Genomic DNA, 25,600 nt, shown 5'->3' with positions numbered 1-25,600 from the left:
CGGGTTTGAAAACCGGCACGCTCGGAACGGTTCCCCCGCCACGCCCGAGCGTGCCGGCGTCGTTTTCGGCCCGATCCGGTCGCCTCGGATCAGCTCCTCGGCTTCGCCTGCTGGACCGCCTCGGTCTCCTCGGGCGACATCAGCTGGGACGACTCCCAGCCGCTGATGCTCTTCGCGTACGACCTCGCCTCGGTGCGGCCGTGGATCGAGGTGAGCACGACCCCGTCACCGTTGTCGTCGAGCAGGGCGAGGCACCAGCTCAGGTGGCCACCGGCGTCCCCGAACGCGTCGAAGCGCACCACCGCGAGGTGGCGCAGGTTCATCGCCGACTCCGCCCGCAGGGCCGCGACCTCGGCACGCAGACCGGCGACGTCGGTCGGCAGCGACTCGACGGCGGCGGGGTCGGGGCGGCGTACGTCCTTCGTCCTCTGCCAGGCCGCCCCGGCGAACACCAGGGAGGCGATTGCTGTCAGCAGACTGAGAATGGCAAGAGCGAGCACAACGGGCGAATCTAGACTGTCGCTGTGTCCGAGCCACATCGCATCGCCTATCAGGGCGAACCAGGGTCCAACTCTCACATGGTCTGCCAACGGCACTACCCCGAGCTGGAGTCGGTGCCGTGCGCCTCGTTCGAGGACGTCTTTGCGACCGTCGAGGCAGGTGAGGCGTCGCTGGCGATGATCCCGATCGACAACTCCCTCGCCGGGCGGGTGGCCGACATCCACCACTTCCTCCCCGAGTCCAACCTGCACATCATCGCCGAGCACTACCTGCGGATCCGGTTCCACCTGCTCGGTCTTCCGGGCGCCCATCTCGACGACATCCGTACGGTCCACTCCCACGTCCACGCGCTGGGCCAGTGCCGCAACATCATCCGGGAGCACGGGTTCACGCCGGTCGTCTCCGGCGACACCGCCGGTGCCGCGCGCGAGGTCGTCGAGGCCGGTGACCCGACGATGGCCGCGATCTCCCCGCCGCTGGCCGCCTCGATCTACGGGCTGGACGTGCTCGCCACCGACATCGAGGACGCCGACCACAACACCACCCGCTTCGTCGTGCTCTCGCCCGACTTCATCCAGGCGCCCTCCGACCAGGGTCCGGTAGTGACCTCGTTCATCTTCAACGTACGCAACCTCCCGGCCGCCCTCTACAAGGCGCTCGGCGGCTTCGCGACCAACGGCGTCAACATGACCAAGCTGGAGTCCTACATGGTCGACGGGAAGTTCACCGCGACCCAGTTCCTCGCCGAGGTCGACGGCCACCCCGACCAGCCGGGGCTGAAGCGCGCCCTGGAGGAGCTGGCCTTCTTCACCACCGACGTGAAGCTGCTCGGGGTCTACCCGGCCGACCCGGCCCGGTTCTGAGGATGCCCGACCAGGAGACGACCGCGGACCTCGGGTTCGCCCGCGTCGACCTCGACCGTGAGCGGCGCACGGGTGACCCGGAGGTCGTGTACGCCGACGGCAAGACCCCCGAGCAGGTCGTCGCGATCCTGGCCCGGCTGCACCGTGCGCATCCCACGCGCGCCGTCCTGGCCACCCGGGTCTCGGCCGAGGCAGCGGCCCTCGTCGCCGCCGAGCTGCCCTCGGCGACCCACGACGCCGAGGCCCGGGCGATCACGCTCGGGCCGCTGCCAGCCCCGCAGGGCCGGGTCTGCGTCGTGGCCGCCGGCACCTCCGACGGGCCGGTCGCGGCCGAGGCGGCACTGACCGCCCGGGTCCACGGCGCCGGCGTCGAACGGATCACCGATGTGGGTGTCGCCGGGATCCACCGCCTGATGGCCGTACGCGACCGGCTCGACGACGCCGACTGCCTGATCGTCGTCGCCGGGATGGAGGGTGCGTTGCCCTCCGTGGTCGGCGGGCTGGTCGGGGTGCCGATGATCGGGGTGCCGACGTCCGTCGGCTACGGCGCCTCCTTCGGCGGGCTGGCCGCGCTGCTGGCGATGCTCAACTCGTGTGCTCCCGGCGTGACCGTGGTCAACATCGACAACGGCTACGGGGCCGGGGTCGCGGCGGCGCGGATCGCCCGGCGGGCTGGATGAGCGTCGTCTGGGTCGACGCGTCGTCCGGGGCCTCTGGAGACATGCTCCTCGGCGCGCTGGTCGGCGCCGGCGTGCCACTGCCCGTGATCGCCTCGGCGGTGGATGCGGTGGCTCCCGAGCCGGTGGATCTCGACGCTGACCAGGTGAGGCGCGGCGGCCTGGCCGCGACCCGGTGCCATGTCTCGATCGCGGAGTCGGTCCATCACCGCACCTGGGCCGACGTCCGGGCGCTGCTCACCGACGCCTCGCTGGACGGTGCGGTGCGCGACCTGGCGCTGCGGGTCTTCGAGCGCCTCGCCGTCGCCGAGGGGGCCGTCCACGGGATCTCACCGGAGGAGGTCCACTTCCACGAGGTCGGGGCGCTGGACGCGATCGCCGACGTGGTCGGGGTCTGTGCGGGTTTCGTGCACCTGGGCGCGACCGACGTCGTGGTCTCCCCGGTCGCTGTCGGCTCGGGTTCCGTCCGGGCCGCTCACGGCACCCTCTCGGTGCCGCCGCCGGCCGTGGCACGGCTGCTCACCGGCGTACCTTCCTTCGCGGGGCCTCCCGGGCATCCGTCGATGGAGATGTGCACGCCGACCGGCGCGGCGCTGCTCACCACCCTCGCCACCTCGTGGGGCGACCAGCCGCCGATGGTGACCCGCGCGATCGGGGTCGGTGCGGGCGGTCGCGACCCGGAGGGCTGGGCGAACGCGCTGCGCCTGATGGTGGGGTACGCGGAGGACGCTCCGGCTTCGACCGAGCTCGTCGTCGAGGCGAACATCGATGACCTCGACCCGAGGCTGATCCCCGGGGCTCTCGAAGCGCTCCTCGCCGCCGGCGCGCACGACGCCTGGGTCACGCCGATCCTGATGAAGAAGGGCCGACCCGCCCACACGCTCCACGCCCTCACCCCTCCCGCTGCCGCCGAGGCGGTCCGGCGGGTGTTCTTCCGGGAGACCTCCACGATCGGCGTACGCGAGCACGAGGTCGTCAAGCACGCCCTGCCCCGCGAGATGCTGACGGTGACCGTCGGCGGACACCCGATCGCCGTCAAGACCGCCCGTCTCGACGGCGAGATCGTCAACCTGCAGCCCGAGTGGGACGACGTCGCCCGCGCCTCCGCCGCGCTCGACCGCCCCGCGATCGATGTCCTGGCGGCGGCCAAGGCGCTGGCGGTTCGTCTAGGTATGTAGCCGAGCATCCGCATCCCTCGTGGAGTTCCGCCAGGGGAGCGACTGTTCGCCTGCATACCTAGACGAACATCCCCGCCCCGCCGAGTGCGACCATGACCCCGTGGACATCACCGTCATCGCGCTGGCCTTCGCCGCGATCTTCGTCGTCGAGCTGCCGGACAAGACGTTCCTGGCGACGCTGGTGCTGTCGACGAAGTACCGGCCGATCTTCGTGTGGCTCGGTGTCGGCTCCGCGTTCGCGGTCCAGACGCTCATCGCCGTGGCGATCGGGGGCGTGGCCACGCTCCTGCCGACCACCCTGATCCACGTCGTCGCCGCGCTGTTGTTCCTCAGCGGCGCGGTGCTCCTGCTCGTCGAGGGGCGCCGCCACCATGGCATCGCGAGCGAGGAGGACGGCAGCGAGTTCGCCGAGAAGGCGAAGGACGTACGCGGCTTCCGTCAGGTCCTGGCCAGCTTCATGGTCCTCTTCGCAGCCGAGTGGGGCGACCTCTCCCAGCTGCTGAGCGTCTCGCTGGTGGCTCGCTACCACGAGCCGGTCTCGGTCTTCATCGGCTCCTGGGCCGCGCTGCTGACGGTGTCCGGGCTCGCGGTGCTGCTGGGACGTACGCTGCTCCGGTTCATCAAGCTGCACGTCCTGCACTACGTCGGAGCCCTCGTGTGCCTCGTCCTGGCCATCCTGACGCTGGTCGAGGTGTTCGCCTGAGCGAGCGTCGCCTAGGCTGCCGACATGGTTGAACTTGGCGCCGACAGCGAGGTCGGACGGCTGCGTACGGTAATGCTCCACCGACCCGGGCGGGAGCTGACCCGGCTGACACCGCGCAACAACGACAAGCTGCTCTTCGACGGCATTCCGTGGGTGAAGCGGGCACAGGACGAGCACGACGCCTTCGCGGCCGCGCTGCGGGATCGCGACGTCGAGGTGCTCTACCTGACCGACCTGCTCACCGAGACCCTCGAGGTGCCCGAGGCCCGCAAGCTGGCGCTCGACAATGTGCTGGGCTCGCTCACCCTGGGCGACACCCTGCGCGACTACCTGAGCGGCGCCCTCGCCGACGCGGGACCGGCCGAGCTGACCGGCCACCTGACCGCGGGCATCCGCAACGACGAGGTGCGCGGCGGCCACGGCCTGGTCACCAGCCTCCTCGCCCACGACGACTTCCTGATCGACCCGCTCCCGAACCTGCTCTTCACCCGTGACTCGTCGGTCTGGATCCGTGACCGGGCGACCGTCACGAGCCTGGCGATGCCGGCCCGCAAGCGCGAGACCGCGCTCACCGAGCTGATCTACCAGTTCCACCCGCGGTTCCGGTCCAGCCCCCGGCTGCACGGCTCCCACCTCGAGCACGTCGAGGGTGGCGACGTGCTCCTGCTCGCTCCTGGCGTCGTCGCCGTCGGTGTCGGCGAGCGCACGACCCCGGCAGGCGCCGAGCGGCTGGCGCGCCAGGTCTTCGCGGAGGGCCTCGCCCACACCGTGCTCGCGGTGCCGATCGCGCAGGAGCGCGCGACGATGCACCTCGACACCATCGCCACGCTGGTGAACACCGACAAGATGGTGATCTACCCGAACGCGGTCGACTCGCTGGTGGCGTACGCCGTCACGCCGGCCGGCGAGACCGACCAGGTCCACATCGCGGCCCCGCGTCCGTTCCTCGAGGTCGCGGCCGAGGCGATGGGCATCGACAAGCTCCACCACGTCGACACCGGCCTCGACCCGGTCGCCGCCGAGCGCGAGCAGTGGGACGACGGCAACAACACTCTGGCACTGGCGCCGGGTGTGGTCGTCGGCTACGAGCGCAACACGCAGACCAACGAGGCGCTGGAGGCCGCCGGGATCGAGGTCATCGCGATCGCCGGGTCCGAGCTGGGCTCCGGCCGAGGTGGTCCTCGATGCATGAGCTGCCCGATCGCCCGCGACCCGCTGGGATGACCCGCCGGGGGTAACTCGCCAGTAGGAAAGTCGTTGTCCTTGTGACCGTCCCCACAGCCGACCGAAGGAAAACCTCGTGACCGAGTCGTTCTTCTCCATGTTCACGCCCAAGGAGATCGCGCACATCAGCGCCACCGGCACCCGCGTGCATCTGCCGGAGGGCTGGTCGCCGATCTGGGAGGACACCCCGCCGGACAAGGCCTACATCATCCTCGACGGCACCGTCTCGGTCCGCCGGGACAAGGAGGAGATCGCCCAGTGCGGGCCCGGTGACATCATCGGCGAGGCGGCGATCATGCGCGGTTCGCTGCGTACGGCCTCCATCGTCGCCCTCACGCCGCTCGACCTGATCCACCTCAGCGCCGACAAGCTGCAGCAGCTCTCGGTGGAGATGCCGTCGTTCGCGAGGGCGTTGGAGAAGGTCGCCAAGGACAGGTTCGGCTCCTGACCCTCGACGACCAGACCGACGAGGGCCTCGGCCAGGGCCGTAGCCGTGAGGCCGACATCGAGCTGGCCGAGGCGCTGGCCGTGGTCGAGTCCTTCGTCCTCGGCCAGACGCCCACGCTGACCCGCGCCGACGTCGCGGGCGCGGTCGGCGTGCCCATGGAGGTGGCCGAGGACCTCTGGCACCACCTCGGCTTCCCGCACGCGGGCGACGACGAGATCGCCTTCACCGAGGCTGATGTCGAGGCGCTGCGGATGACGCAGGAGCTCGTACGTCTCGGGGTGCTCAGCGAGGACCGGCAGGCTGCGCTCGTGCGGACCTGGGGGCGGTCCTACGCCCGCCTGGCCGAGTGGCAGACGTCGCTGCTGGCCGAGGTCGCCCGCGAGCGGGGCGGCGACGAGGTCGAGGACCTGGTCGCGCTGACCGCCCAGGTTCTGCCGCTGGTCGAGTCGCTGCAGGACTACGTGTGGCGCCGCCACCTGGTCAGCGCGGCCCGGCGGATGCTCACCGTCGCGGACGCATCCGCGGTGCCGCTGGCGGTCGGGTTCCTCGACATCGTCGGCTACACCGCCCGCTCCAAGCGGCTCAGCGACAAGGAGCTGGTCGACTGGGTCGAGGAGTTCGAGGACACCTGCTCCGACGTCGTCGTCGAGCACGGCGGCCGGGTGATCAAGTACCTCGGCGACGGGGTGTTCTTCACCTTCGAGGACGTCGCCTCCGCCGCCCGGACGGCGCTGGAGCTGGCGGCCCTCGGGGAAGACAAGGAGAGCGCGTTTCCCCACGTCAGGGCCGGCATCTCCTACGGCGACGTGGTGCTCAGGCTCGGCGACGTCTTCGGCCCGACGGTCAACATCGCCGCGCGCCTCACTACTGTCGCCCGGCCCTCGTCGGTGGTCATCGACGAGAACGCGGCGGCCGCGCTCGAGGGCGTCGACGGCTTCCAGGTCGAGAAGATGCGGCGTACGAGCGTCAAGGGCTACTCCCGCCTGCAGGCGTTCCGGCTACGGTCCTCGTCCGATTGAACCCGCCCGACCGAACCGGGCCAGGAAAGTCGGGCCCACAGGGGTGCTCCCGAGCCAGGCTTGACGGCGAAAGGAGGACCACATGATCGGCACGCTCAACACCCTGGTCGACCTGGTCGAGGCAGAGCTCGACGACGGTCTCGCCGGCGAGGTGGACGTGGCTCGGGTCGCTCGCGACCACGGCACCACCGAATACCACCTGCGCCGGATGTTCTCGGCCCTGGCCGGGATGCCGTTGTCCGAGTACGTACGCCGCCGCCGGATGACCCTGGCCGCGGCCGACCTGGTCGCCGGCGCCCCCGATCTCCTGGAGGTCGCGGTGCGCTACGGCTACGGCTCGACCGAGGCGTTCGGGCGCGCGTTCCGTGCGGTGCACGGAACGGCTCCCGCCGACGTACGCCGCTTTGGTGGTCCGCTACGCACACAACCCACGCTCAGGTTCCGTCTGAGCGTCGAAGGGAGCACCCCGATGGACGTCACCATCAACGACATGCCCGAGCTGCGGCTGGTGGGCCACGCCGCGAAGGTTCCGCTGATCTACGAGGGCGTGAACCCGCACATCCAGGAACACATCGCCTCGTTGGCGCCGGAGGATCATGTCCTCCTCAAGGAACTCAACGACACCGACCCGCGCGGCATCCTCGCGGTCACCGACTCCCCGTCGCCCGATGCGCCGGAGGGGTCGATGATCACCTACCTGCACGGGGTCGCGGTCACGCCGTCGGCGACGATGCCCGAGGGGCTCGACAGCATCACGGTGCCGGCAGGCTCCTGGGCGGTCTTCGCCGCCACCGGGCCACACCCGGAGACGCTGCAGCGGCTCTGGGCCGCGACCGCGACCGACTGGTTCCCGTCGAACCCGTGGCGGCTCCGCCCCGGGCCGTCCGTCCTGCGCTACCTCGAGCTCACCGAGACGTACGCGTCCTGCGAGCTCTGGTTGCCGGTCGAGCGGTGAATGTTCACCGAGGTGACTCGGTGAACGGTCACTGCCCTGGCGGAACTCCACGAAGAAGGTGAGTGCTGACCGAGGTAACTCGGTCAGCATCCACACCTCAGCGGATCGTCACCTGCCGGTTGGCGAGCCCGGCACGAGCCGAGCGCACCTCGGGGGTGATCTCGGAGTCGTCGGCGAGCGCCTCGTCGAGGAGCTTCTTGAACGCCACCGCCGGCTCCTCGAGCGCCTCGGCGCCGGTGCCGACCGGAAGGTCCCAGACCGGGGCGAGCAGGCCGTGGGCGCGGAACATGCCGACGAAACGAGCGTCGGGGACGATCACGTCGTCGCCGGCCACGTGCAGCCGCGCGAGCGCAGTGAGGAGGGCGTCCTCGGGCTCGGGCATGACCCAGCGCAGGTGCTCCTTGGAGCCCACCGAGGTCCAGTACGCAGCCTCGACCGAGGTCAGTCGCTCCGTCGGCATCACCGACTCGTTGGCGTGCTCGAGCGCGTGCTCGAAGTCGCCCTTGTCCTCGACGTCGCCGAGCCACCAGTCGAAGCCCTCGTGGACGGTGACGTCCAGGGACTCGTTGGTGACGATGTCCTGGAGCCGCGGGCCGGCGCCCGGCGCGGAGGTGAGACCGAAGATGCCGGACTCGCCCGCGGCGCGGCTCTCCAGCGCCTGGAGCAGCGCTGCCGCCACGTCACGCGACACGTCGCCGTAGTTGTGCTGCACCTGCAGCCCGGCCCAGACCTCGCCCGAGTCGCGCGACATCGCCGGCGCGGCGCCCGGGAGCAGGGTGCCGAGCGTGACCGGGGTCGACTCATAGCCCTTCACAGACAGCGACACCGTCGCCGAGGGCACCAGCTCGCGCAGCGCGACCAGGTCGCACTCACCGGGCAGGCCCTCGAACGGGCGCCCCACGAACGCGCCGCCGGCGGCACCGTGGCACGCCTTGTAACGCTTGCCGGACCCGCACGGGCACGCCGCGCGCGGGTTGGGACCGTCCGTCGGGGCCGCAGCCGCCTGACGGTTCTTCACTCGGGACTTCTTGGCCACGGCCAAACCCTAACGGCCGAGCAGCTCCAGCATGAACCCCGGACGGTCGGTGATGACCGCGCTGACCCCGAGGTCGAGGCAGAGCTTGAGCTGCTCCTCGGTGTTGACGGTGTAGACGTGGAGGTTGCGATCCTTCGACGCCAGCCGCCGGGCGAGCTTGGGGTGGGCGGTGAGCATCTCGATCCCGGCGCCCAGCCACCAGTCGGGACCGATCGCGTGCCGCAGGAGCGACCAGTTGGCGGCACGGTCGATGAGTTGCACCAGCGGCACGCCCGGGGCCAGCCGCTCCACCCGCTGCAGCGCCGTGAAGGAGAAGCTCATCACCCGCACCGGGCTGCCCGGGCCCGCCCAGCCGAAGTCGTTGAGCACGTCGACCAGCCGCCCCTCGGTGAGCCCGCCGTAGCGGGTCGGGTGCTTGGTCTCGATCGCCATCTCGACGTGCCGGGGGTAGTCGCGCACCATCTTCAGCAGCCGGTGCAGCGTGAGCACGCCGCGCATGTCCCGGTCCGGCGCCTCGTCCTCGCCGTCCCACAACCCGTTCTTCCAGGCCGCGAAGTCGATCGCCTGCAGCTCGGCGAGCGTCATCTCCGAGACCAGCCCACGCGCGCCGATCCGGCGCAGGTGCCGGTCGTGGACGCAGACGAGATGCCCGTCCATCGTCAGGCGTACGTCGCACTCCAAGGCGTCCGCACCCGCATCCAGGGCCGCGACGTACGCAGCCAGGGTGTGCTCCGCGATCTCATGACTGGCGCCGCGATGCGCGACGACCTGGGGCCTCATGAGGAGATTGTGGGCCATGCGGCAAGTCCCGTCGCGCGACACGAGCGAGATGTAACCAATGACGCGATCAGTGGTCACGTCCGCTCGCGCCTGCAGCGGAACTGCCGAGAACGGCACGACCTCGAGCCTGTGACATCACCGCCCGCCGGCCACCCGCAGGGTGGTAGCGGTGACGTACGAGGCCTTCTCGCTCATCAGCCAGGCGACCGCTTCGGCGACCTCGTCGGGTGAGGACGCACGGCCGATCGGGATCTGGGGAGCCATCCGCTCGATCCGGCCGGGGTCACCGGTGGCGGCGTGCAGATCGGTCTCGGTGAGGCCGGGGGCGACCGCGACGACCCGGATACCGAGCGGGGCGACCTCGAGCCCGAGCCCCTTGGTGAGCGCGTCGATCCCGGCCTTGGCGGCGGCGTAGTGGACGTACTCTCCCGGCGATCCCAGGGTCGCGGCGCCCGAGGAGATGTTGACGATCACGCCACCCTCGGCCAGCGCGGACACCGCCGCCCGGGCGACCAGGGTGGGACCGACCAGGTTGACGTCGTACGTCTTCCGGATCTCGTCCGCAGGGGTGTCGACGAGGGGCGCGTAGCGGTAGGTCGCGCCGGCATTGTTGACCACGCCGGTGATCGGCCCGGCGGCCTCGAAGAGCGCGGCGATCCCGGCGTCGGTGGTGATGTCAGCGCCCACGATCTCGCAGGCGACCCCGAGGGCCCGGATCTCGTCCCGCGTCGCCGCGGCGGATGCCTCGTCGGACAGGAAGCCGAGCACGAGCGAGTGGCCGTCAGCGGCCAGGCGATGAGCGATGGCGGCACCGATGCCGCGGGTGCCTCCGGTGATGAGCGTCCGTTTCACACCCGAAGGGTGTCACGCAGCCTCCACGCCACCAGCGCCAGCGCCAGGACACCGGCGAGCGCCCACCCTGCCGGGTAGTGCACCGCAGGCTCGTTCCAGCGCTCGTGGAAGTAAACCAGGTGCGAGGAGAGCAGCCCGGCGTCGACCGAGCGGCCCTCCTGGATGAGTACGCCGATGGCCACCAGCACCGTCAGCAGCGTCTGCATCGCCCAGCCCAGGATCCAGGCCGGCACCCAGGCGACGACGTCGACAGCGCGGCGTACGGACGTCACCAGGACGGTCACCAGCGCAGCCGCCAGGAGTGCGTCGATCACCGACGAAGGCAGCTTCCCGGGGAGCATGCCGTCCAGCCAGAGCGGTACGCAGACGGCCGGTGCGGCCAGCATCGGAGCCCGCAGCACGCATGGCCCGAGGCTCGCCGCGATCCCGGCGGCGAGACCCGCGACCGTCGTGACCGCGGCGACGACGACCAGGTGGGTCAGCATCCTCGAGTTGGTCGCCGCCGGTCCCGCGGCGAGCGTCAGCCCGAGCAGGACCGCGCCCACGACACCGGTCCCGGCCAGGGTGGCGCTGAGCAGCCGGCGGTCCGGGCGCAGCCCGGCGGCGAGCCCGCCGAGCGCGGCGGCGAGCAGGGTGAACGAGACCAGCTCGGCGACCATCGGGGCGAGCAGGAGCGGCTGCGGCTGGACGAGCTGGGGCAGGAACCCGACGCCCCAACCCGCGGCCGCGACCAGCGGAACCATCCACAGACGCGTCCGTTCAGTCATGCCCTACACGGTGACAGCCGCAAGGTGAGACCAGGCGGCGAGCCGTGGAACACCAGCCCAACGTCAGGTGGCACGACCGTTGCGATTCATCACCACAAAGGGTGGATTTCTTATTGCCAGGCGCCGAAGTGGAATACCTGGGTAGGCTCAGGAGACGTACACGTCCCCCACGCGTGGATGAGGTGAGATCGGCATGACCAAAGCACCCCGAAAGTTCTGGGCCAGAAGCATCAGCACAGCTGCGCTGACCAGCCTCGGGCCTCGGGCCGTCGCTGCCGTCGCGCTGACCGCTGCGTTCGCGGTCATGGCCCCCGACGAGGGCAGCCTCGACACCGGTCATCAGCAGCCCGAGCTGCCCGATCCGGGCGCGCTTCAGGACCCGCTGGGCATCGCCGACGGCCTGGGCGGCGTGAAGAACCTGACCCCGACCGACGCGGTGAGGCTGGCCTCCAACGCCGAGGAGCTGTCGATCCCGCCGGTCGCCCTGGCCGCCTACCAGCGCTCGGCCACCGTGCTCAACGACGCCGACCCCTCCTGCCGCATCGACTGGGCACTCATCGCCGCGATCGGCATGGTCGAGAGCAACCACGGCCGCTTCGGGGGCAGCGAGCTCGACTCCAACGGCCTCGCCCTCCCTGCGATCATCGGCCCGCAGCTCAACGGCGCCGGCAACTACGCGGCGGTCCGCGACACCGACAACGGTCTCTACGACCACGACACCGTCTACGACCACGCCGTCGGCCCGATGCAGTTCATCCCCTCCACCTGGACCTTCGCCGGCACCGACGGCGACGGCGACAACCGCCGCGACCCCCAGGACATCGATGATGCCGCCGTCGCCACGGCGGCATTCCTGTGCGCCGGCACCGAGGACGTCAGCACCGACTCCGGCGCCAACGCCGCGGTCTACCGCTACAACCAGAGCGACACGTACGTCGAGGCGGTGCTGAAGATCGCCGACCAGTACCGCAACGGGGAGTTCCCCGGATCGCCGAGCATCGATGGCGGGTCGCCCTCCTCGATGAGATCGAACGTGTCCACCCTGCCGCGCACCTCGAACAACGTCACGAAGCCCGACGCCGACGCAGACGGCGCAGCCAAGACCCCGGTGCCGGCCGAGCCGGTGGAGTCCGGCAGCGGCTCCGGCGACAACGATCCGGACCCTTCGACGGGTCCCAGCACCGACCCGTCCACGGATCCCAGCACGGATCCCAGCACGGACCCCAGCACCGACCCCAGCACCGACCCCAGCACCGAGCCCACCGACGGCACGGACCCCGGCGACGGCGAGACCAGCGAGCCCACCCCGACCCCGACTCCCACACCGACGCCGACTCCGACTCCGGACCCCGTCGACGTGACCACGGCCGAGACCCTGACCGCGCCCAGCCGCAAGGCGATGGAGGACGTCTACGGCACCACGCTCGAGGCGAGCATGCAGGAGCAGATCATCGACGACTGCATCGCCGAGTTCGAGGACGACGCGGCGATGCCGACCGACCTGGCGCTGCGGGAGTTCGTACGCAGCCTGGCGGGCACCACTGGCTACGAGACCCTCCAGCCGGGCGCCACCGAGGAGGAGATCGCCAGCCGAGCGACGACCGCGCCGGAGACCACCGACGGCGACGCTGCGCCGACGGCCTGAGCTCGGTCAGACCTTGATCACCGTCTTGCCGAAGTTCTGTCCGCGAAGCATCCGGTTGAACGCGGCGGGCGCGTTCTCGAGCCCTTCGGTGATGTCCTCGCGGTAGCGGAGCCTGCCCTCGGCAAGCCAGGTGGTCGCCTCGGTGAGGAACCGCTCCTCGTGGTCACGGACGAACTCGGTCTGGATGAAGCCCCTGATCAGCAGCGACTTGTTGAGCACGTGCCGCATCAGGCCGGGCGCCCGGTCGGGCCCCTCCGGCGCGGCGGTGTCGTTGTAGTGGGCGATCAGACCGCAGACCGGCACTCGGGCGAACTTGTTGAGCCGCGGCAGCACCGCGTTCCACACGTGCCCTCCGACGTTCTCGAAGTAGACGTCGATGCCGTCCGGGACGGCCGCCTTCAGCTGGTCCTTGAAGTCGGGCGCACGGTGGTCCAGGGCGACGTCGAAGCCGAGCTCGGTCAGGTGTGCGACCTTCTCCGGCCCTCCGGCGATCCCCACCGCCCGGCAGCCGAGGATCTTGGCGATCTGCCCGACCGTGGCACCCACCGGACCGGTCGCGGCCGCGACGACGACGGTCTCGCCGGGCTTCGGCTGCCCGATCTGGGTCAGCCCCGCGTACGCCGTGAACCCCGGCATCCCCAGGACCCCCAGAGCGGTGGAGACCGGCGCGGCGGACGGGTCGAGGCGACGGGTGTGCCTGGCCGGCGCCACCGAGAACGACTGCCAGCCTCCGTAGGCCAGCACCACATCGCCCACCTGCCGCGACGGGTCCTGCGACTCGACGACCTCGGCGACCGTCGCACCAGGCAGCACGTCACCGAGAGCGGTCGGCTCGGCGTACGAGGGCGCATCGCTCATCCGTCCGCGCATGTAGGGGTCGAGCGAGAGGAATCTCGTACGCAGCAGCACCTCGCCCTCCGCCGGCGACGGAACCTCGGAGGTGACGATCGAGAAGTCGTCGGCGGTGGGTTCGCCGACCGGGCGGGCGCGGAGCAGGATCTGGGTGTTCGTGTCGGTCATCCGGCCATGGTGCCTCACCGGCGGGCAGGCTTGCTTAATCACGATTAATCTTATTGACTTAACTCATGAAACGTTCGGTCGACGTCCACCAGCACCTGTGGCCGCCGGCACTGGTCGAGGAGCTGCGCCGCCGACGGCGGCCTCCTTACCTCGACGGCTGGGTGCTGCATCTCGACGGCGAGCCGCCCTACCCTGTCGATCCCGCGGATCATGACCTCGCCGGTCGTGCGGCGCGGGAGGACGGGCTGGTGCTGTTGTCGCTCTCCAGCCCGCTGGGCATCGAGTCGCTCGTGCCGGACCAGTCCCGCCGGCTGCTGGATGCCTGGCACAGCCTCGCCGACGACCTCCCCGCCGACTACGGGCTCTGGGCGGCGCCCGGGCTCGTCGAGCCGGATCTCGACGATCTGGCGACGGTCCTGACGAACGACCGCGTCCATGGCCTCCAGGTGCCGGCGACGGCCCTGGCGACGCCGTCCGCGCTCGAGGCCCTCGCTCCGGTGCTCGCCACCGCCCAACAGGCCGACCTGCCCGTCCTCGTCCATCCCGGCCCCGCCGACGCCGCGGCCGGCGCCACGGCCGGCGATGTCGAGCTGCCCGGCTGGTGGCCCGCGCTGACCTCGTACGTCGCCCAGCAGAGCGCCGCGTGGCACTCCTGGCACGTCGCCGGCAGGTCGCTGCTCCCGACCCTGCGGATCGCGTTCGTGGCGCTGGCCGGACTCGCGCCGCTCCACCACGAGCGCCTCGCCCAGCGCGGCGGCAACCTGGGCGCGATCGACCGGCACGTCTACTACGAGACCTCGTCCTACGGCGCCCAGGCGATCGACGCGATGTCCCGCGTGGTCGGTGTCGACCCGCTGGTCAACGGCTCGGACCGGCCGTACGCCGAGCCGATCGATCCCGCCCTCGAGCCCGGCCTCGGCGAGGCTCTGGGCCGGGCGATCTTCGTGGCCAACCCGCACCATCTGCTCACCGGAGGAGACCGATGACCGTCACCGGACCGATCGTCGACACGGTGCTGAGCGCCGCGGACCTGCCCGCCCTGCCGGGCCGGGCCCTCACCCCCGGCCAGCTCCGTGCCTGGGTGGACGAGCTCGCCGCGCACCCCGAGCTGTGGGAGCACCTGGTGCGCCACGACACCGGTGAGCGCCACTACGTCTCGCTCTACCGTGACAAGGACATCGACATCTGGCTGCTGTGCTGGAACACCGTCGACGACACCGGCTGGCACGACCACGACATCTCCTCGGGCGCGGTCGCGGTGACCCAGGGAGCGGTCGTCGAGCAGCAGCCGAGGCTCGGCGGCGAGCCCGTGCAGCGGGAGATCGGCGCGGGGCGCAGCTTCGGCTTCGGCCCCGACCACATCCACCGGATGAGCGGCGCGGTCGACGGATCGACCTCGATCCACGCCTACTCGCCCCCGCTGTGGCGGATGGGGCAGTACGCGATCGGCGACGACGGCGTGATGCGCCGCGTCTCGGTCTCCTACGCCGACGAGCTGCGCCCGCTGGAGGACTGACTCGGCTCAACCAGCCGGTCGAGGTCGTCTGGAATGAGACGTACGTCGACGTCGTTGCGATTGAAGGCGAAGTGGGCGACATCTCGGGCGCCGGGTCCCGGTTGAGCGACGGATCGGGCCATCTGTGGCACATTTCAAGCATCGAGGGCCGGCGCTCGGACGGCAAACCCCAGTTCGGCTATCCGTTTAATACTTTCTGTTACGCCCGTCGATCTGGCAGGCTGAGGATCTTGTGCAACAGCGTCCGCAGGTGGAGAACGAAAGACAGGAGCGGTGGCTGTGATCGAGTTCGAGGGCGTCACGAAACGCTATCCGGACGGCACAGTGGCCGTGGACGACCTCACCCTGAAGGTGGGGACCGGTGAGATCACTGTGTTCGTCGGGCCATCGGGATGCGGCAAGACGACCGCGCTGCGGATGATCAACCGGATGATCGAGCCGACCTCCGGCCGGATCCTGATCGACGGTGACGACATCACCACCCGCCCGGAGGCGCAGCTGCGCCGCGAGATCGGCTACGTGATCCAGGGTGCCGGGCTCTTCCCGCATCGCACGGTCCTCGACAACGTCGCGACCGTCCCGATCCTGCAGGGCGTCTCCCGCCGGGACGCACGCACGAGCGCGCTCGGACTGCTCGAGCGGGTCGGGCTCTCCTCCGACCTCGGCAAGCGCTACCCCGCCCAGCTCTCCGGTGGCCAGCAGCAGCGTGTCGGCGTGGCCAGGGCGCTCGCGGCCGACCCGCCGGTCCTGCTCATGGACGAGCCGTTCTCTGCGGTCGACCCGGTCGTACGCGACGACCTCCAGCAGGAGCTGCTCAGGCTCCAGGGCGAGCTCGGCAAGACGATCGTGCTGGTGACCCACGACATCGACGAGGCGATCCGGCTCGGTGACAGGGTCGCCGTCCTCGCGAACGGCGCCCGACCCGCCCAGTTCGCCCCTCCGGCCGACATCCTCGCCTCACCCGCCGACGACTTCGTCGCCTCGCTCGTCGGCCGCGACCGCGGCTTCCGCGGCCTCTCGTTCGCCGACGGGAACGAGATCGTGCTCAAGACCATCGACCACGGTGTCGACGGGCTCACCCTCGAGGTCGACGCCGACGGCCGGCCACTGGGCTGGCGAGGGCCGGACGGCCTCCTCCCGACCGAGGGCACCTTCCGCGACGGTGCGAACCTGCGTACGGTCGCGGATCTGGCCATCCTCTCGCCCGCGGGCGCCGCGGTGCGGGTCGACGCCGAGGGTCGTGCCGACGGGCTGGTCCTGCTCGAGGACCTGGCCGGAGGCGTACGTTCGCAGCAGCGGGAGCGGCTCGCGGCCCTGTCCTCCTCGAAGGAGTTCGGGTGAGCGATATCTGGGGCTATCTCGAGACCAACAGCGGTGATGTCCTGACCGCGCTCGTCCAGCACATCTGGCTGGCACTGCTGCCGGTCGCGATCGCCTTCGTCCTCTCGCTGCCCCTGGGCGCCCTCGTCCACCGCTACCTCCCGGTGCGACACATCGCGCTCACCACCGGCAGCGTGGTCTACACCGTCCCGTCGCTCGCGCTGCTCCTGCTGCTCCCGGGCATCCTCGGCACCAGCGTCCTCGATCCGCTCAACGTGGTCGTCGCGCTCACGCTCTACTCGCTCGCTCTGCTCGTCCGCACGACCGCCGACGGCCTCGACGCGGTCGACAGCACGGTCCTCCAGGCGGCCACCGCGATGGGCTATCGGCCCCTGCGCCGCTGGTTCACGGTCCAGCTGCCCCTCGCGATGCCGGTGATCCTGACCGGGCTGCGCGTGGCGACCGTGGCCAACGTGAGCATGGTCAGCATCGCGGCCCTGGTCGGCATCGGTGGTCTGGGACAGCTCTTCACCCGAGGGTTCCAGCTCGGCTTCTACCTGCCGCCGATCATCATCGGACTGATCCTCTCGGTCGTGCTCGCGGTCGTCGCCGACGTCCTGATCGTCATCGTCCAGCGCGGGCTCACCCCGTGGTCGAGAGCGGGTGCACGATGACTCTCGACTACCTGCTCGACGCGGCCAACTGGTCGCTGAACAGCCCCGACGGCTTCCCGCAGCGCATCCTCGAGCACCTCGGCTACACCTTCCTGTCGCTGGCGATCGCGGCCGTGATCGCGTTCCCGATCGGCCTCCTGATCGGCCACACCGGACGCGGCGCGCTGATCGCCATCAACCTCGGCAACGCCGGCCGCGCACTCCCGACCCTCGGCGTGCTCATGCTCGCGCTCGGCCTGGTCGGGATCGGCCTGGTGCCGGTCACCATCGCCCTGGTCGTGCTCGCCATCCCACCCGTCCTCGCCACCACGTACGCCGGGATCCGGGCCGTCGCCGACGAGACCGTCGACGCGGCGCGAGGCGTCGGGATGACCGAGGCCCAGATCGCCTGGCGGGTCGAGGTCCCGATCGCGCTGCCGATCATCATCGGCGGCCTGCGCAACGCCTCGCTCCAGGTGGTCTCGACCGCCACCATCGCCGCGTACGCCGGTCTCGGCGGCCTCGGCCGCTATCTCTTCGACGGCCTGGCGACCCTCCAGTACGACCAGGTGGTCGCGGGCGCGATCGTGCTCGCCGTGCTCGCGGTCCTGATCGACCTCGCGCTCGCCGGGGCGCAGCGGCTCCTCGTGTCGCCCGGCGTCGACGGCCGCAGCGCCGGCGACCGCCCCGCCACCGCCCGCCCCGAACCCACACTCGCCGGCTGACCAATCCAGCAACCCGAGAGGTATTCAATGTCCCGCCGAATCCGCACCACCGCGTACCTGTTCGCGACGCTCGCCGTGGCAGGCACCCTGACCGCCTGCGGCGGTGACCCGCTCGACTCCGGGTCGGACTCCGACTCCGGCAGCGGCACGATCGTCGTCGGCTCGGCCAATTTCCCCGAGAGCGAGCTGCTCATGGAGATGTACGCCCAGGCTCTCGAGGCCGAGGGCGTCAAGGTCGAGACCAAGCCCAACATCGGATCCCGGGAGGTCTACATGGAGGCCTTCAAGAGCGGCGACATCGACCTGCTGCCGGAGTACAACGGCGCCCTGCTGGCCTACCTGAAGCCGGACGGCGTGCCGGAGAACGTCTCCGCTCCCGAGGACGTCTACGAGGCGCTTCAGGACGTCCTGCCGGAGGGCAGCGAGACCCTGCCGCAGTCCGAGGCCGAGGACAAGGACACGCTCACCGTCTCCAAGGAGACGGCCGAGAAGTACTCGCTGACGAGCATCGAGGACCTCGCACCGGTCGCGAAGGACCTCACCCTCGGCGGCGCCCCGGAGTTCAAGACGCGCCACCAGGGACTGGTCGGTCTCGACGAGGTCTACGGGGTCACGTTCAAGGAGTTCAAGCCGCTCGACGCCGGCGGTCCACTGACGTCCAGCGCACTGAAGAAGGGCGACATCGACGTCGCCAACGTCTTCTCCACCGACTCCCAGATCCCTACCAACGGCTGGGTCGTCCTGGAGGACCCGAAGAACCTCTTCCTCTCCCAGAACGTCGTCCCGCTGATCCGCTCCGAGGCGCTCAGCGACGAGGCCGAGACCGCGCTCAACGCCGTTTCGGAGGCCCTGACCACCGACAACCTCACCGAGGCCCTCGCGAAGGTCCAGGTCGACAAGGCCGACCCGGCCACGGTCGCCAAGGAGTTCCTCGCCGACAACGGCGTGAACTGACGCCCGGCGGACATGAGGCGCGCGAGTAGGGTCGACTGACATGACGAGCACGAGCCAAGATCTCACCGTCGACGTCATCGTCGTCGGCGCCGGACCCACGGGCGAGAACGTTGCCGACCGCGTGGCGCAGGGTGGCCTGACCGCAGCCATCGTCGAGAACGAGCTCGTCGGTGGCGAGTGCTCCTACTGGGCCTGCATGCCGACGAAGGCGCTGCTCAGGGACGCTGCGGCGCTGCGCGCCGCCCAGGCGCTTCCGGCCGCTGGCCAGGCGGTCACCGGCAAACTCGACCCAGCCGCCGTGTTCGCCCGGCGCGACCAGTTCGCAGCCAGCTGGAACGACTCCGGCCAGGTCGAGTGGCTGACCGGCGCCGGGATCACGCTGGTGCGCGGGCACGGGCGGATCACCGGTCCCCGTGCCGTCACGGTCACCGCCTCCGACGGCACCACCACCGACCTCCAGGCCCGTCACGCGGTGGTGATCGCCACCGGCAGCGCAGCCCTCGTCCCGCCGATCCCGGGGCTCGCCGACGCCTCGCCCTGGACCAACCGCGAAGCCGCCGGCGCCACGTCCGTCCCGGGTCGCCTGGCGATCATCGGCGGCGGTGTGGTCGGCGCCGAGATGGCGACCGCCTTCAGCGCGCTCGGGTCGCAGGTCACCCTCATCTCGCGCACCCGGCTCCTGCCGGGGGTCGAGAAGTTCGCGGGTGAGCAGGTGGCCGGTGCGCTCCGGACGTACGGGGTCTCGCTGCATCTGGACGTCGGCGCGGACGAGGTCCGTCGCGACGATGACGGCGAGGTGCACCTGACGCTCTCGGACGGGACCGAGGTGACCGCGGACGAGGTCCTCGTTGCCACCGGTCGGGTGCCGAATACCAAGGACCTCGGTCTGGAGCACGTCGGCCTCGAACCCGGCAGCTGGCTGAGTGTCGACGACTCCCTGGCCGTGGTCGACGACGACGGCCAGCTCGAGGCCGGCTGGCTCTATGCGGCCGGTGACGTCAACCATCGGGCGCTGCTGACCCACCACGGGAAGTACCAGGCCCGCGCCCTCGGCGACCTGATCGCGGCCAAGGCCCGCGGCGAGGAGCCCGACCTGAGCACGTGGGGGCGTCACGCCGCCACCGCCGACGAGCGCGCCACCACCCAGGTGATCTTCACCGATCCCGAGGTCGTCGCCGTCGGACACTCCGCCGAGTCGGCCGAAGCGGCCGGCATCGACGTCGGCGTCGTCGACTACGACCTCGGCTCGGTCGCCGGTGCGTCGCTGCACGCCGACGGCTACCGCGGCAAGGCGCGGATGGTCATCGACGAGCAGCGCAAGACGCTGGTCGGTTTCACCGCCGTCGGCCCGGACACCGCCGAGCTCCTGCACGCCGCCACCATCGCGGTCGTCGGCGAGGTCCCCCTCGACCGGCTCTGGCACGCGGTCCCCGCCTTCCCGACCGTCAGCGAGATCTGGCTCCGTCTGCTCGAGACCGCGGGGCGCGATCGGTAGTGACGAGCACTCCAGCCCGCACTCGCGTGCCGGAGAGCCTCACCGGCCGGCGTCCGGCTCTACTCGACGTCGACGTCGACCTCGTCCGGGGTCATCCCCGGGAGGTGCATGCCGACCCGGACCGCGGGTACCGCCGTTGGCAGACCACGGACGATGGAGGAGCCATGCCCAGCAAGTCCGCCAACGTGAAGAACGAAGAGCAGTATGAGGCGCTCAAGGACAAGGGGATGTCCAAGCAGCGCGCCGCCAAGATCGCCAACACTCCTGACGCCTCCAAGAAGGGCGGCAAGAAGAGCGGCAGCGGAAAGAAGAACAACGACGGTAGACAGGGCGGCACCACCGCCCAGAAGAAGAAGGCGGGTAGCAAAGGCGGCAAAGCGACCGCCAAGAAGAAGAGCTGACGTACGGGCCGCGGCTGGGTGAACCCGTTGACCGAACGGACGACCGTTTCGGGCTATCTGCGCGCGGCGAACACGTCACCTGGCCGGCGCGGGCGCCCGTTGTTCCGCACGACTCGCCGACAGCAGGCCACCGAGCAGCAGGGCGAGCGCCACCAGCAGGAGTACGCCACCGGAGCCGAGCAGCACACCGATCGCCGTGCCGAGCGCCGGCAGGGTGGCACCGACGGCCGCCTCAGCGGTCACCGGAGCATGCCCGTCGGCGTTCATCACCACGAGGGTCCAGTCGCCCGACTCGACCTCCCAGGTCAGCGTCCGGGTCCCGGTGCCGGACGTCGAGGCGGTCCAGAAGCCGGCTTCCGCGGGAAGCATCGCGGGCGAACCGCCGTCCACGACGTCGTACGTCGGGCGCCGGCCGTCGAAGCCGTCGATCGTCGAATGTCCGACGTCGGCGAGGAAGGCGTCGACCTCTGCCGTGGGAGCGAGACCGACGAACAACGGTCCCTCCTCGGCCGAGGTGACGACCAGCTTGGTATCGCCGATCAGCCTGCCGGGGACGTCGACCCCGGCATCGGTCTCGATGGTGATCGTCTCCGTGGTGATCGCGTAACCGGCGGCTGAGATCGTCGTCTCGTCGGTCATCAGGTAGCCGTCAGCGTCTCGCTGGGCCGAGGCCACAGCCAGGGCGCCGCCACCGGCGATGAGACCGAACGCGATCAGCAGGAGGACACTGCCCGCCACGACGGCGATGACCCGCCCAGCAGTCCAGCGCGGTCGGTCCGGGAGAGACTCCGCGGCTCGTTCACTCGTCATCGGTCGAACCTCTCTCTGCTGTCCAGGCCCGTCACTCACGGAACAGGCCGATGATGTTGCCGTTGGGGTCGCGGAACATGGCGAAGAACCCGGTACCGGGGATCTCCATGGGCGGCACAACGGTCTCGCCACCCAGCTCCCCGACACGACGGAGGCTGGCCTCGAGGTCGTCGGTCGAGACGTACACGGTGACGTAGGAGGGCATCTCGTCGCGGGTCTGCATCACGCCGCCACCGATTCCCTCTTTACCGGCCGTCACGAGCCAGTAGTCGGGACCGGCCCCCTGGATCTCCCAGCCGAACAGGTCTCGATAGAACTCGACGAGTCGCTCCCCGTCCGGGCCGGCGATCTCGAAGTGCACCACAGGATGTGCCATGACTGTCTCCTTTTCGTCTCGGTCGAGCATCCGACGAGACGACGGGGCGTACCCAGAGACGAAGTGCCGCTAGGGCTGGTCCTTGGTCCCCGACCGCCGCGGCGGCACCGGTCGACGCTGAGGCGGCCCCTACCGTCGGCGCCAGCGACGCTCACCGTTCTCGCCTCGACGAGACCGTTCCGGCATGCGACCCGCCGAGATCCAGAGCGATCGCGAGGATCAGGGTGCCGGTCCAGACGTTGACCGGGTCCAGCTGGAGGGGCTCGCGGGCCCCCACGATGTTCGCGATGAACCAGACGATTAACCAGATGATCGTCATGGCGATCCCACCTTTCCGGTACGTCCACGACTGCGCTTGCCGTCGACGCTAGGTGCTCCCACGCCCCACCGTGGAGGGACGAACTTCCCGCACCCGGGGACGGTGGTCCCCGATCCGGAGGCGGAGCCGGCGCGTCACGGGCCGACGGGTCCGAGGACTCACCGGAGGGGGCCTTTGGACCGCTGCTCCCGGCATGGCCGGCCCCTAGCGTCGAGGACGAACGTGGGACAACGGACCGAAGGGGGACGTCACCATGGACGACCGGAACGGCATCGCGCGCCAGATGAACCGGCTACGCAAGCGCAACTGAAGAAGGATGGAGACCCGAGATGATGTACGCAGCAGTCGGTGACCGACTGGTGGTCCGTGGCCACCACGTCGGGGAGCCCGTGCGCGACGCCGAGATCCTCGAAGTCCGCCACGACGACGGCAGCCCGCCCTACGTCGTACGCTGGTCCGACAACGGCCATGAGGCGTTGGTGTTTCCGGGACCGGATGCCTTCGTGGAGCATTTCGAGCACGAGGCCGGGCCGCAAGAGCACCGGTGAGACCGACCGGCCTCACGAGCCCAGGAGCACTCGCTCACCCAGCCGGGGAACCACGGCCACGATCCCCAGCTCGTCCTGGATCCGGTCCGCCAGAGCCCGGGACGACGGGGGCTCGCCGTGCACGACGTAGACGGTCTGGGGAAGCTCGGGCGCCGAGGCGACCCACTCGACCAGCTCGTCGGCGTCGGCGTGCACGCTGAAGTCCGAGATCGCGACCACCTCCGCCCGGACCGGGACGTACCGGCCGTGCATCTTCACCGCCCGGGCACCCTCGACCAGCTGCCTGCCGCGGGTGCCCTGCGCCTGATAGCCCGTGAGCACGACGCTGTTGCGGGGATCGGGGAGCTGGCGGAGCAGGTGGTGGACGACGCGGCCGCCGGTGGCCATGCCGGAGGCGGAGATGATGATGCACGGGCTCTTGGGGCGATTGAGCTGCTCGGAGGCGGCGGCGTCCCGGATCCGGTAGACCTCGAGATGCTCGAGGTCCTGCAGCGGCGCCGCGCGCTTGCCGTCGATCTCGTCGCTGTGCGCACTCAGCGCCGCCCGGTAGACGTCTAGCGCGGCCAGGGCCATCGGGCTGTCGACGAAGATCGGGACCTGCGGGATCAGGCCCGCACGGCGGAGCCGGAGTAGCTCGAGCAGCACCAGCTCGGTCCGGTCCACCGCGAACGCGGGGATCAGCACGACACCACCCCGGTCCACCGTGCGGCGTACGGTGTCGGCGAGAGCATCGGGGTCGGCCGGCGGATGCCGTCGATCGCCGTAGGTCGACTCGAGCACCATCGCCGAGGCTGCGGGAGGTCTGGCGGGCGACCGCAGGATCGGGTGACCCGGGCGACCCAGGTCGCCGCTGAACACCACCCGCTCACCACCGACGTCGACCACCGCCACCGACGAGCCCAGGATGTGGCCGGCGCGTTGCATCGTCACAGTCATCCCGTCAACCGGCCGAGGCTCTCCGAACGCCACCGGGTGCAGGCGCTCCAGCGTCCGTTCCACGTCTGCCGAGGTGTAGAGCGGCAGGGCCGGGTCGTGCTTCGTCCAGCCGCCCTCGTTGGCATAGCGCGCATCCTCCTCCTGGAGGTGGGCGCTGTCGCGGAGCACGATGGCGGTGAGCGAGGCGGTGCCCGGCGTGCACAGCACCTCACCGGAGAAGCCGTCGCTCACCAGCCGTGGCAGGTAGCCGGTGTGGTCGAGGTGGGCGTGGGTGAGCACGACGGCGTCGATGTCCGCGGGCGGCACCGGGAACGGAGCCCAGTTGAGCCGCCGCAGCTCGCGCAACCCCTGGTAGAGGCCGGCATCGACCAGCAGCCGATCGGAGCCGTCTGTGACCAGGAACCGGCTTCCGGTCACCGTGCCGGATGCCCCGAGGAACACCAGCGCGGGATGCGTCGAACGGGATGCGCCGGGGTCGATGTCGCCGACGGCAAGGGTCTCGGAGTGCGCCATCGGGCTTCCCTTCGCAGGTGATGGGGTCACCACGCTGCGGCATTTCGTCAGGCTGCGGGGAGGGTCGTACGGCCTTCGCGAACGTGACCGATGGCCCGGCCGGTCTCAGCCCTGCTGACGCAGGTAGCGGCCGAAGTGAGGGACGGTGAAGGCGATCCGGCCGCGTTCACCGGAGTAGATCAGGCCCTTCTTCATCAGCGCGTCGCGCGCAGGGGAGAGGGACTGCGGCTTCTTGTTGAGGAAGGCGGCGACGTCGGCCGTCGCGACGGTGCCGATGTCGTCGGCGCCGAGCTCGACGGCGGCGTCGGCCATCGCGCGCAGGTAGTCCCGCTCGGCGGGGGTGGCGCGCTCGTAGCGGGACCCGAAGAAGCCGACCGCCAGCTCGCGCTCGGCCTCGGGAGCCGCGACCTTCACGTCCTCGGCCGTGATCGGGGAGCGAGGCGCCTGGTCCCACACGGTCTTGCCGTAGGCCTGGATGAAGTAGGGGTAACCACCAGTGGCGGCGTACATCTCCGCGAGGGCGTCGGGCTCGAACTCGGCCTCCTCCTCGCCCGCGGGGGCGGCGAGGGCGCGGTCGGCGGCCTCGCGCTCGAGGCGGTCGATGCGCTGATAGGAGAAGAGCCGCTCGGAGTAGGACTTGCTCGCCGAGAGCACGGCCGGCAGGTGTGGCAGGCCGGCGCCCACGACGATCACCGGCAGCCCCGACTGGCTGATCTCGTGGCAGGCCGCGCACATCGCCGAGACGTCGTCCGGACCGAGGTCCTGCATCTCGTCGATGAAGACCCCGACGCCCTTGCCGACGTCGGCGGCGAGCCCACCGACATCGGTGAGCAGCTCGACCAGATCGATCTCTATGTCACCGGAGTCGGCCCGGCCTCGCACCGCCGGTGCCTCGATGCCCGGCGACCACTGCTCGCGCAGCTTCGCGTTGGGGCCCGCTTCCCGCTGGGCGAAGCTCCGGATCACGCCGAGCACATGGTCGACGTCGTCGGAGTTCGGATGGCCCAGCTCGCGCACCGCCTGGTGCAGCGCGCTCGACAGCGGCCGGCGCAGCGACTGGTCGGGTCGCGCCTCCATCTTCCCGGTGCCCCAGCCCTTGCGGACCGCCGCGGAGCGCAGGGTGTTGAGCAGGACCGTCTTGCCGACGCCGCGCAGACCGGTGAGCACCAGCGACCGCTCCGGGCGGCCGCGCGCCACCCGTTCCAGCACGACGTCGAACTGCCCGAGCTGCTCGTTACGACCAGCGAGCTCCGGGGGCCGCTGGCCGGCGCCGGGAGCGTACGGATTGCGGATGGGGTCCATGATCAGACGGTATCCGCATATATAGGGCGCGTCTTAGATTTCGCTAGCGAGGCACATCATTTGC

At 70.5% G+C, this 25,600-nt stretch carries 29 protein-coding genes; 18 read left to right on the top strand and 11 right to left on the bottom strand.

Annotated elements, in window-relative coordinates:
• Positions 1–89: 89 nt before the first annotated feature.
• A complete protein-coding gene (locus ACFVDI_RS00390; protein ID WP_307785708.1) occupies positions 90–500 on the bottom strand; it encodes a DUF4446 family protein in 411 nt (136 codons plus the stop codon).
• A gap of 24 nt (positions 501–524) precedes the next feature.
• Between ACFVDI_RS00390 and ACFVDI_RS00385 the strand changes: the two genes are divergently transcribed.
• From ACFVDI_RS00385 to ACFVDI_RS00350, 8 genes are all read left to right on the top strand, one after another.
• The gene (locus ACFVDI_RS00385; protein WP_008355931.1) at positions 525–1,364 is read left to right on the top strand and encodes a prephenate dehydratase; all 840 of its coding nucleotides are present in this window, start codon (positions 525–527) and stop codon (positions 1,362–1,364) included.
• Positions 1,365–1,366: 2 nt separating this feature from the next.
• Positions 1,367–2,044, top strand: coding sequence for a nickel pincer cofactor biosynthesis protein LarB (larB, locus tag ACFVDI_RS00380; RefSeq protein ID WP_378899154.1), 678 nt, complete (start codon positions 1,367–1,369; stop codon positions 2,042–2,044).
• The gene (larC, locus tag ACFVDI_RS00375) at positions 2,041–3,219 is read left to right on the top strand and encodes a nickel pincer cofactor biosynthesis protein LarC (protein ID WP_378899152.1); all 1,179 of its coding nucleotides are present in this window, start codon (positions 2,041–2,043) and stop codon (positions 3,217–3,219) included. The genes larB and larC overlap by 4 nt, the downstream gene beginning before the upstream one ends.
• Before the next feature lie 100 nt (positions 3,220–3,319).
• Positions 3,320–3,922, top strand: a complete 603-nt coding sequence (locus ACFVDI_RS00370; RefSeq protein WP_378899150.1) for a TMEM165/GDT1 family protein — start codon at positions 3,320–3,322, stop codon at positions 3,920–3,922.
• Positions 3,923–3,946: 24 nt separating this feature from the next.
• On the top strand, positions 3,947–5,146 hold the full coding sequence (locus tag ACFVDI_RS00365; protein WP_378899148.1) for an arginine deiminase: 1,200 nt from the start codon (positions 3,947–3,949) through the stop codon (positions 5,144–5,146).
• 76 nt (positions 5,147–5,222) lie between these two features.
• A complete protein-coding gene (locus ACFVDI_RS00360; RefSeq protein ID WP_378899146.1) occupies positions 5,223–5,594 on the top strand; it encodes a cyclic nucleotide-binding domain-containing protein in 372 nt (123 codons plus the stop codon).
• Positions 5,595–5,674: 80 nt separating this feature from the next.
• Entirely contained in the window at positions 5,675–6,613 is a 939-nt protein-coding gene (locus ACFVDI_RS00355) for an adenylate/guanylate cyclase domain-containing protein (protein ID WP_378899144.1), read from the top strand.
• A gap of 82 nt (positions 6,614–6,695) precedes the next feature.
• Positions 6,696–7,568 carry a GyrI-like domain-containing protein gene (locus ACFVDI_RS00350; RefSeq protein ID WP_378899142.1) on the top strand — a complete coding sequence of 291 codons (873 nt, stop codon included), beginning with the start codon at positions 6,696–6,698 and terminating at the stop codon, positions 7,566–7,568.
• 97 nt (positions 7,569–7,665) lie between these two features.
• Here the strand turns inward: ACFVDI_RS00350 and ACFVDI_RS00345 are convergent, their stop codons facing one another.
• From ACFVDI_RS00345 to ACFVDI_RS00330, 4 genes are all read right to left on the bottom strand, one after another.
• On the bottom strand, positions 7,666–8,604 hold the full coding sequence (locus ACFVDI_RS00345; protein ID WP_378899140.1) for a DUF5926 family protein: 939 nt from the start codon (positions 8,602–8,604) through the stop codon (positions 7,666–7,668).
• A gap of 9 nt (positions 8,605–8,613) precedes the next feature.
• Positions 8,614–9,384 carry a glycerophosphodiester phosphodiesterase gene (locus ACFVDI_RS00340; protein ID WP_378899139.1) on the bottom strand — a complete coding sequence of 257 codons (771 nt, stop codon included), beginning with the start codon at positions 9,382–9,384 and terminating at the stop codon, positions 8,614–8,616.
• 135 nt (positions 9,385–9,519) lie between these two features.
• Complete coding sequence (locus ACFVDI_RS00335) at positions 9,520–10,236, bottom strand: SDR family NAD(P)-dependent oxidoreductase (RefSeq protein ID WP_378899138.1); 717 nt, start codon at positions 10,234–10,236, stop codon at positions 9,520–9,522.
• Entirely contained in the window at positions 10,233–11,003 is a 771-nt protein-coding gene (locus ACFVDI_RS00330) for a hypothetical protein (RefSeq protein WP_378899137.1), read from the bottom strand. Before ACFVDI_RS00330 ends, ACFVDI_RS00335 begins: the two co-directional genes overlap by 4 nt.
• A 193-nt stretch (positions 11,004–11,196) precedes the next feature.
• Here ACFVDI_RS00330 and ACFVDI_RS00325 point away from each other — a divergent pair, with 193 nt between their 5' ends.
• On the top strand, positions 11,197–12,648 hold the full coding sequence (locus ACFVDI_RS00325) for a lytic murein transglycosylase (protein WP_378899136.1): 1,452 nt from the start codon (positions 11,197–11,199) through the stop codon (positions 12,646–12,648).
• 6 nt (positions 12,649–12,654) lie between these two features.
• Here the strand turns inward: ACFVDI_RS00325 and ACFVDI_RS00320 are convergent, their stop codons facing one another.
• Positions 12,655–13,668 (bottom strand): NADP-dependent oxidoreductase, encoded by a 1,014-nt coding sequence (locus ACFVDI_RS00320; protein ID WP_378899134.1) that lies wholly within the window; start codon positions 13,666–13,668, stop codon positions 12,655–12,657.
• Between the two features lie 65 nt (positions 13,669–13,733).
• On the opposite strand from ACFVDI_RS00320, the gene ACFVDI_RS00315 reads away from it, so the two are divergent.
• From ACFVDI_RS00315 to ACFVDI_RS00280, 8 genes are all read left to right on the top strand, one after another.
• The gene (locus ACFVDI_RS00315) at positions 13,734–14,654 is read left to right on the top strand and encodes an amidohydrolase (protein WP_378899132.1); all 921 of its coding nucleotides are present in this window, start codon (positions 13,734–13,736) and stop codon (positions 14,652–14,654) included.
• Positions 14,651–15,184 carry a cysteine dioxygenase gene (locus ACFVDI_RS00310; protein ID WP_378899130.1) on the top strand — a complete coding sequence of 178 codons (534 nt, stop codon included), beginning with the start codon at positions 14,651–14,653 and terminating at the stop codon, positions 15,182–15,184. The genes ACFVDI_RS00315 and ACFVDI_RS00310 overlap by 4 nt, the downstream gene beginning before the upstream one ends.
• Positions 15,185–15,463: 279 nt before the next feature.
• Positions 15,464–16,525, top strand: a complete 1,062-nt coding sequence (locus ACFVDI_RS00305; RefSeq protein ID WP_378899128.1) for an ABC transporter ATP-binding protein — start codon at positions 15,464–15,466, stop codon at positions 16,523–16,525.
• Positions 16,522–17,178, top strand: coding sequence for an ABC transporter permease (locus ACFVDI_RS00300; protein WP_378899126.1), 657 nt, complete (start codon positions 16,522–16,524; stop codon positions 17,176–17,178). Before ACFVDI_RS00305 ends, ACFVDI_RS00300 begins: the two co-directional genes overlap by 4 nt.
• Positions 17,175–17,882 (top strand): ABC transporter permease, encoded by a 708-nt coding sequence (locus ACFVDI_RS00295; protein WP_378899124.1) that lies wholly within the window; start codon positions 17,175–17,177, stop codon positions 17,880–17,882. Before ACFVDI_RS00300 ends, ACFVDI_RS00295 begins: the two co-directional genes overlap by 4 nt.
• A 27-nt stretch (positions 17,883–17,909) precedes the next feature.
• The gene (locus tag ACFVDI_RS00290) at positions 17,910–18,836 is read left to right on the top strand and encodes an ABC transporter substrate-binding protein (protein WP_378899122.1); all 927 of its coding nucleotides are present in this window, start codon (positions 17,910–17,912) and stop codon (positions 18,834–18,836) included.
• A gap of 40 nt (positions 18,837–18,876) precedes the next feature.
• A complete protein-coding gene (locus ACFVDI_RS00285) occupies positions 18,877–20,331 on the top strand; it encodes a dihydrolipoyl dehydrogenase family protein (RefSeq protein ID WP_378899120.1) in 1,455 nt (484 codons plus the stop codon).
• A 164-nt stretch (positions 20,332–20,495) separates the two neighbouring features.
• Positions 20,496–20,732: a hypothetical protein gene (locus tag ACFVDI_RS00280; RefSeq protein ID WP_378899119.1), complete on the top strand. Its 237-nt coding sequence runs from the start codon at positions 20,496–20,498 to the stop codon at positions 20,730–20,732.
• Positions 20,733–20,807: 75 nt separating this feature from the next.
• On the opposite strand, the gene ACFVDI_RS00275 is transcribed toward ACFVDI_RS00280, so the two are convergent.
• The 3 genes from ACFVDI_RS00275 to ACFVDI_RS00265 form a co-directional block, all read right to left on the bottom strand.
• A complete protein-coding gene (locus tag ACFVDI_RS00275; protein ID WP_378899117.1) occupies positions 20,808–21,542 on the bottom strand; it encodes a hypothetical protein in 735 nt (244 codons plus the stop codon).
• A gap of 31 nt (positions 21,543–21,573) precedes the next feature.
• Positions 21,574–21,918 (bottom strand): VOC family protein, encoded by a 345-nt coding sequence (locus ACFVDI_RS00270; RefSeq protein ID WP_378899115.1) that lies wholly within the window; start codon positions 21,916–21,918, stop codon positions 21,574–21,576.
• Between the two features lie 151 nt (positions 21,919–22,069).
• On the bottom strand, positions 22,070–22,237 hold the full coding sequence (locus ACFVDI_RS00265; protein WP_378899113.1) for a hypothetical protein: 168 nt from the start codon (positions 22,235–22,237) through the stop codon (positions 22,070–22,072).
• 329 nt (positions 22,238–22,566) lie between these two features.
• Here ACFVDI_RS00265 and ACFVDI_RS00260 point away from each other — a divergent pair, with 329 nt between their 5' ends.
• Entirely contained in the window at positions 22,567–22,785 is a 219-nt protein-coding gene (locus tag ACFVDI_RS00260) for a DUF1918 domain-containing protein (RefSeq protein ID WP_378899111.1), read from the top strand.
• Between the two features lie 12 nt (positions 22,786–22,797).
• Here ACFVDI_RS00260 and ACFVDI_RS00255 read toward each other — a convergent pair whose 3' ends face one another.
• The gene (locus tag ACFVDI_RS00255) at positions 22,798–24,234 is read right to left on the bottom strand and encodes an MBL fold metallo-hydrolase RNA specificity domain-containing protein (protein ID WP_378899109.1); all 1,437 of its coding nucleotides are present in this window, start codon (positions 24,232–24,234) and stop codon (positions 22,798–22,800) included.
• A 105-nt stretch (positions 24,235–24,339) separates the two neighbouring features.
• Complete coding sequence (locus tag ACFVDI_RS00250; RefSeq protein ID WP_378899107.1) at positions 24,340–25,536, bottom strand: AAA family ATPase; 1,197 nt, start codon at positions 25,534–25,536, stop codon at positions 24,340–24,342.
• Between the last annotated feature and the right edge of the window lie 64 nt (positions 25,537–25,600).

The organism is Nocardioides sp. NPDC057767 (genome assembly GCF_042798275.1).
Classification (GTDB): Bacteria; Actinomycetota; Actinomycetes; order Propionibacteriales; family Nocardioidaceae; genus Nocardioides.
This window is presented reverse-complemented; position numbering and strand designations above follow the sequence as displayed.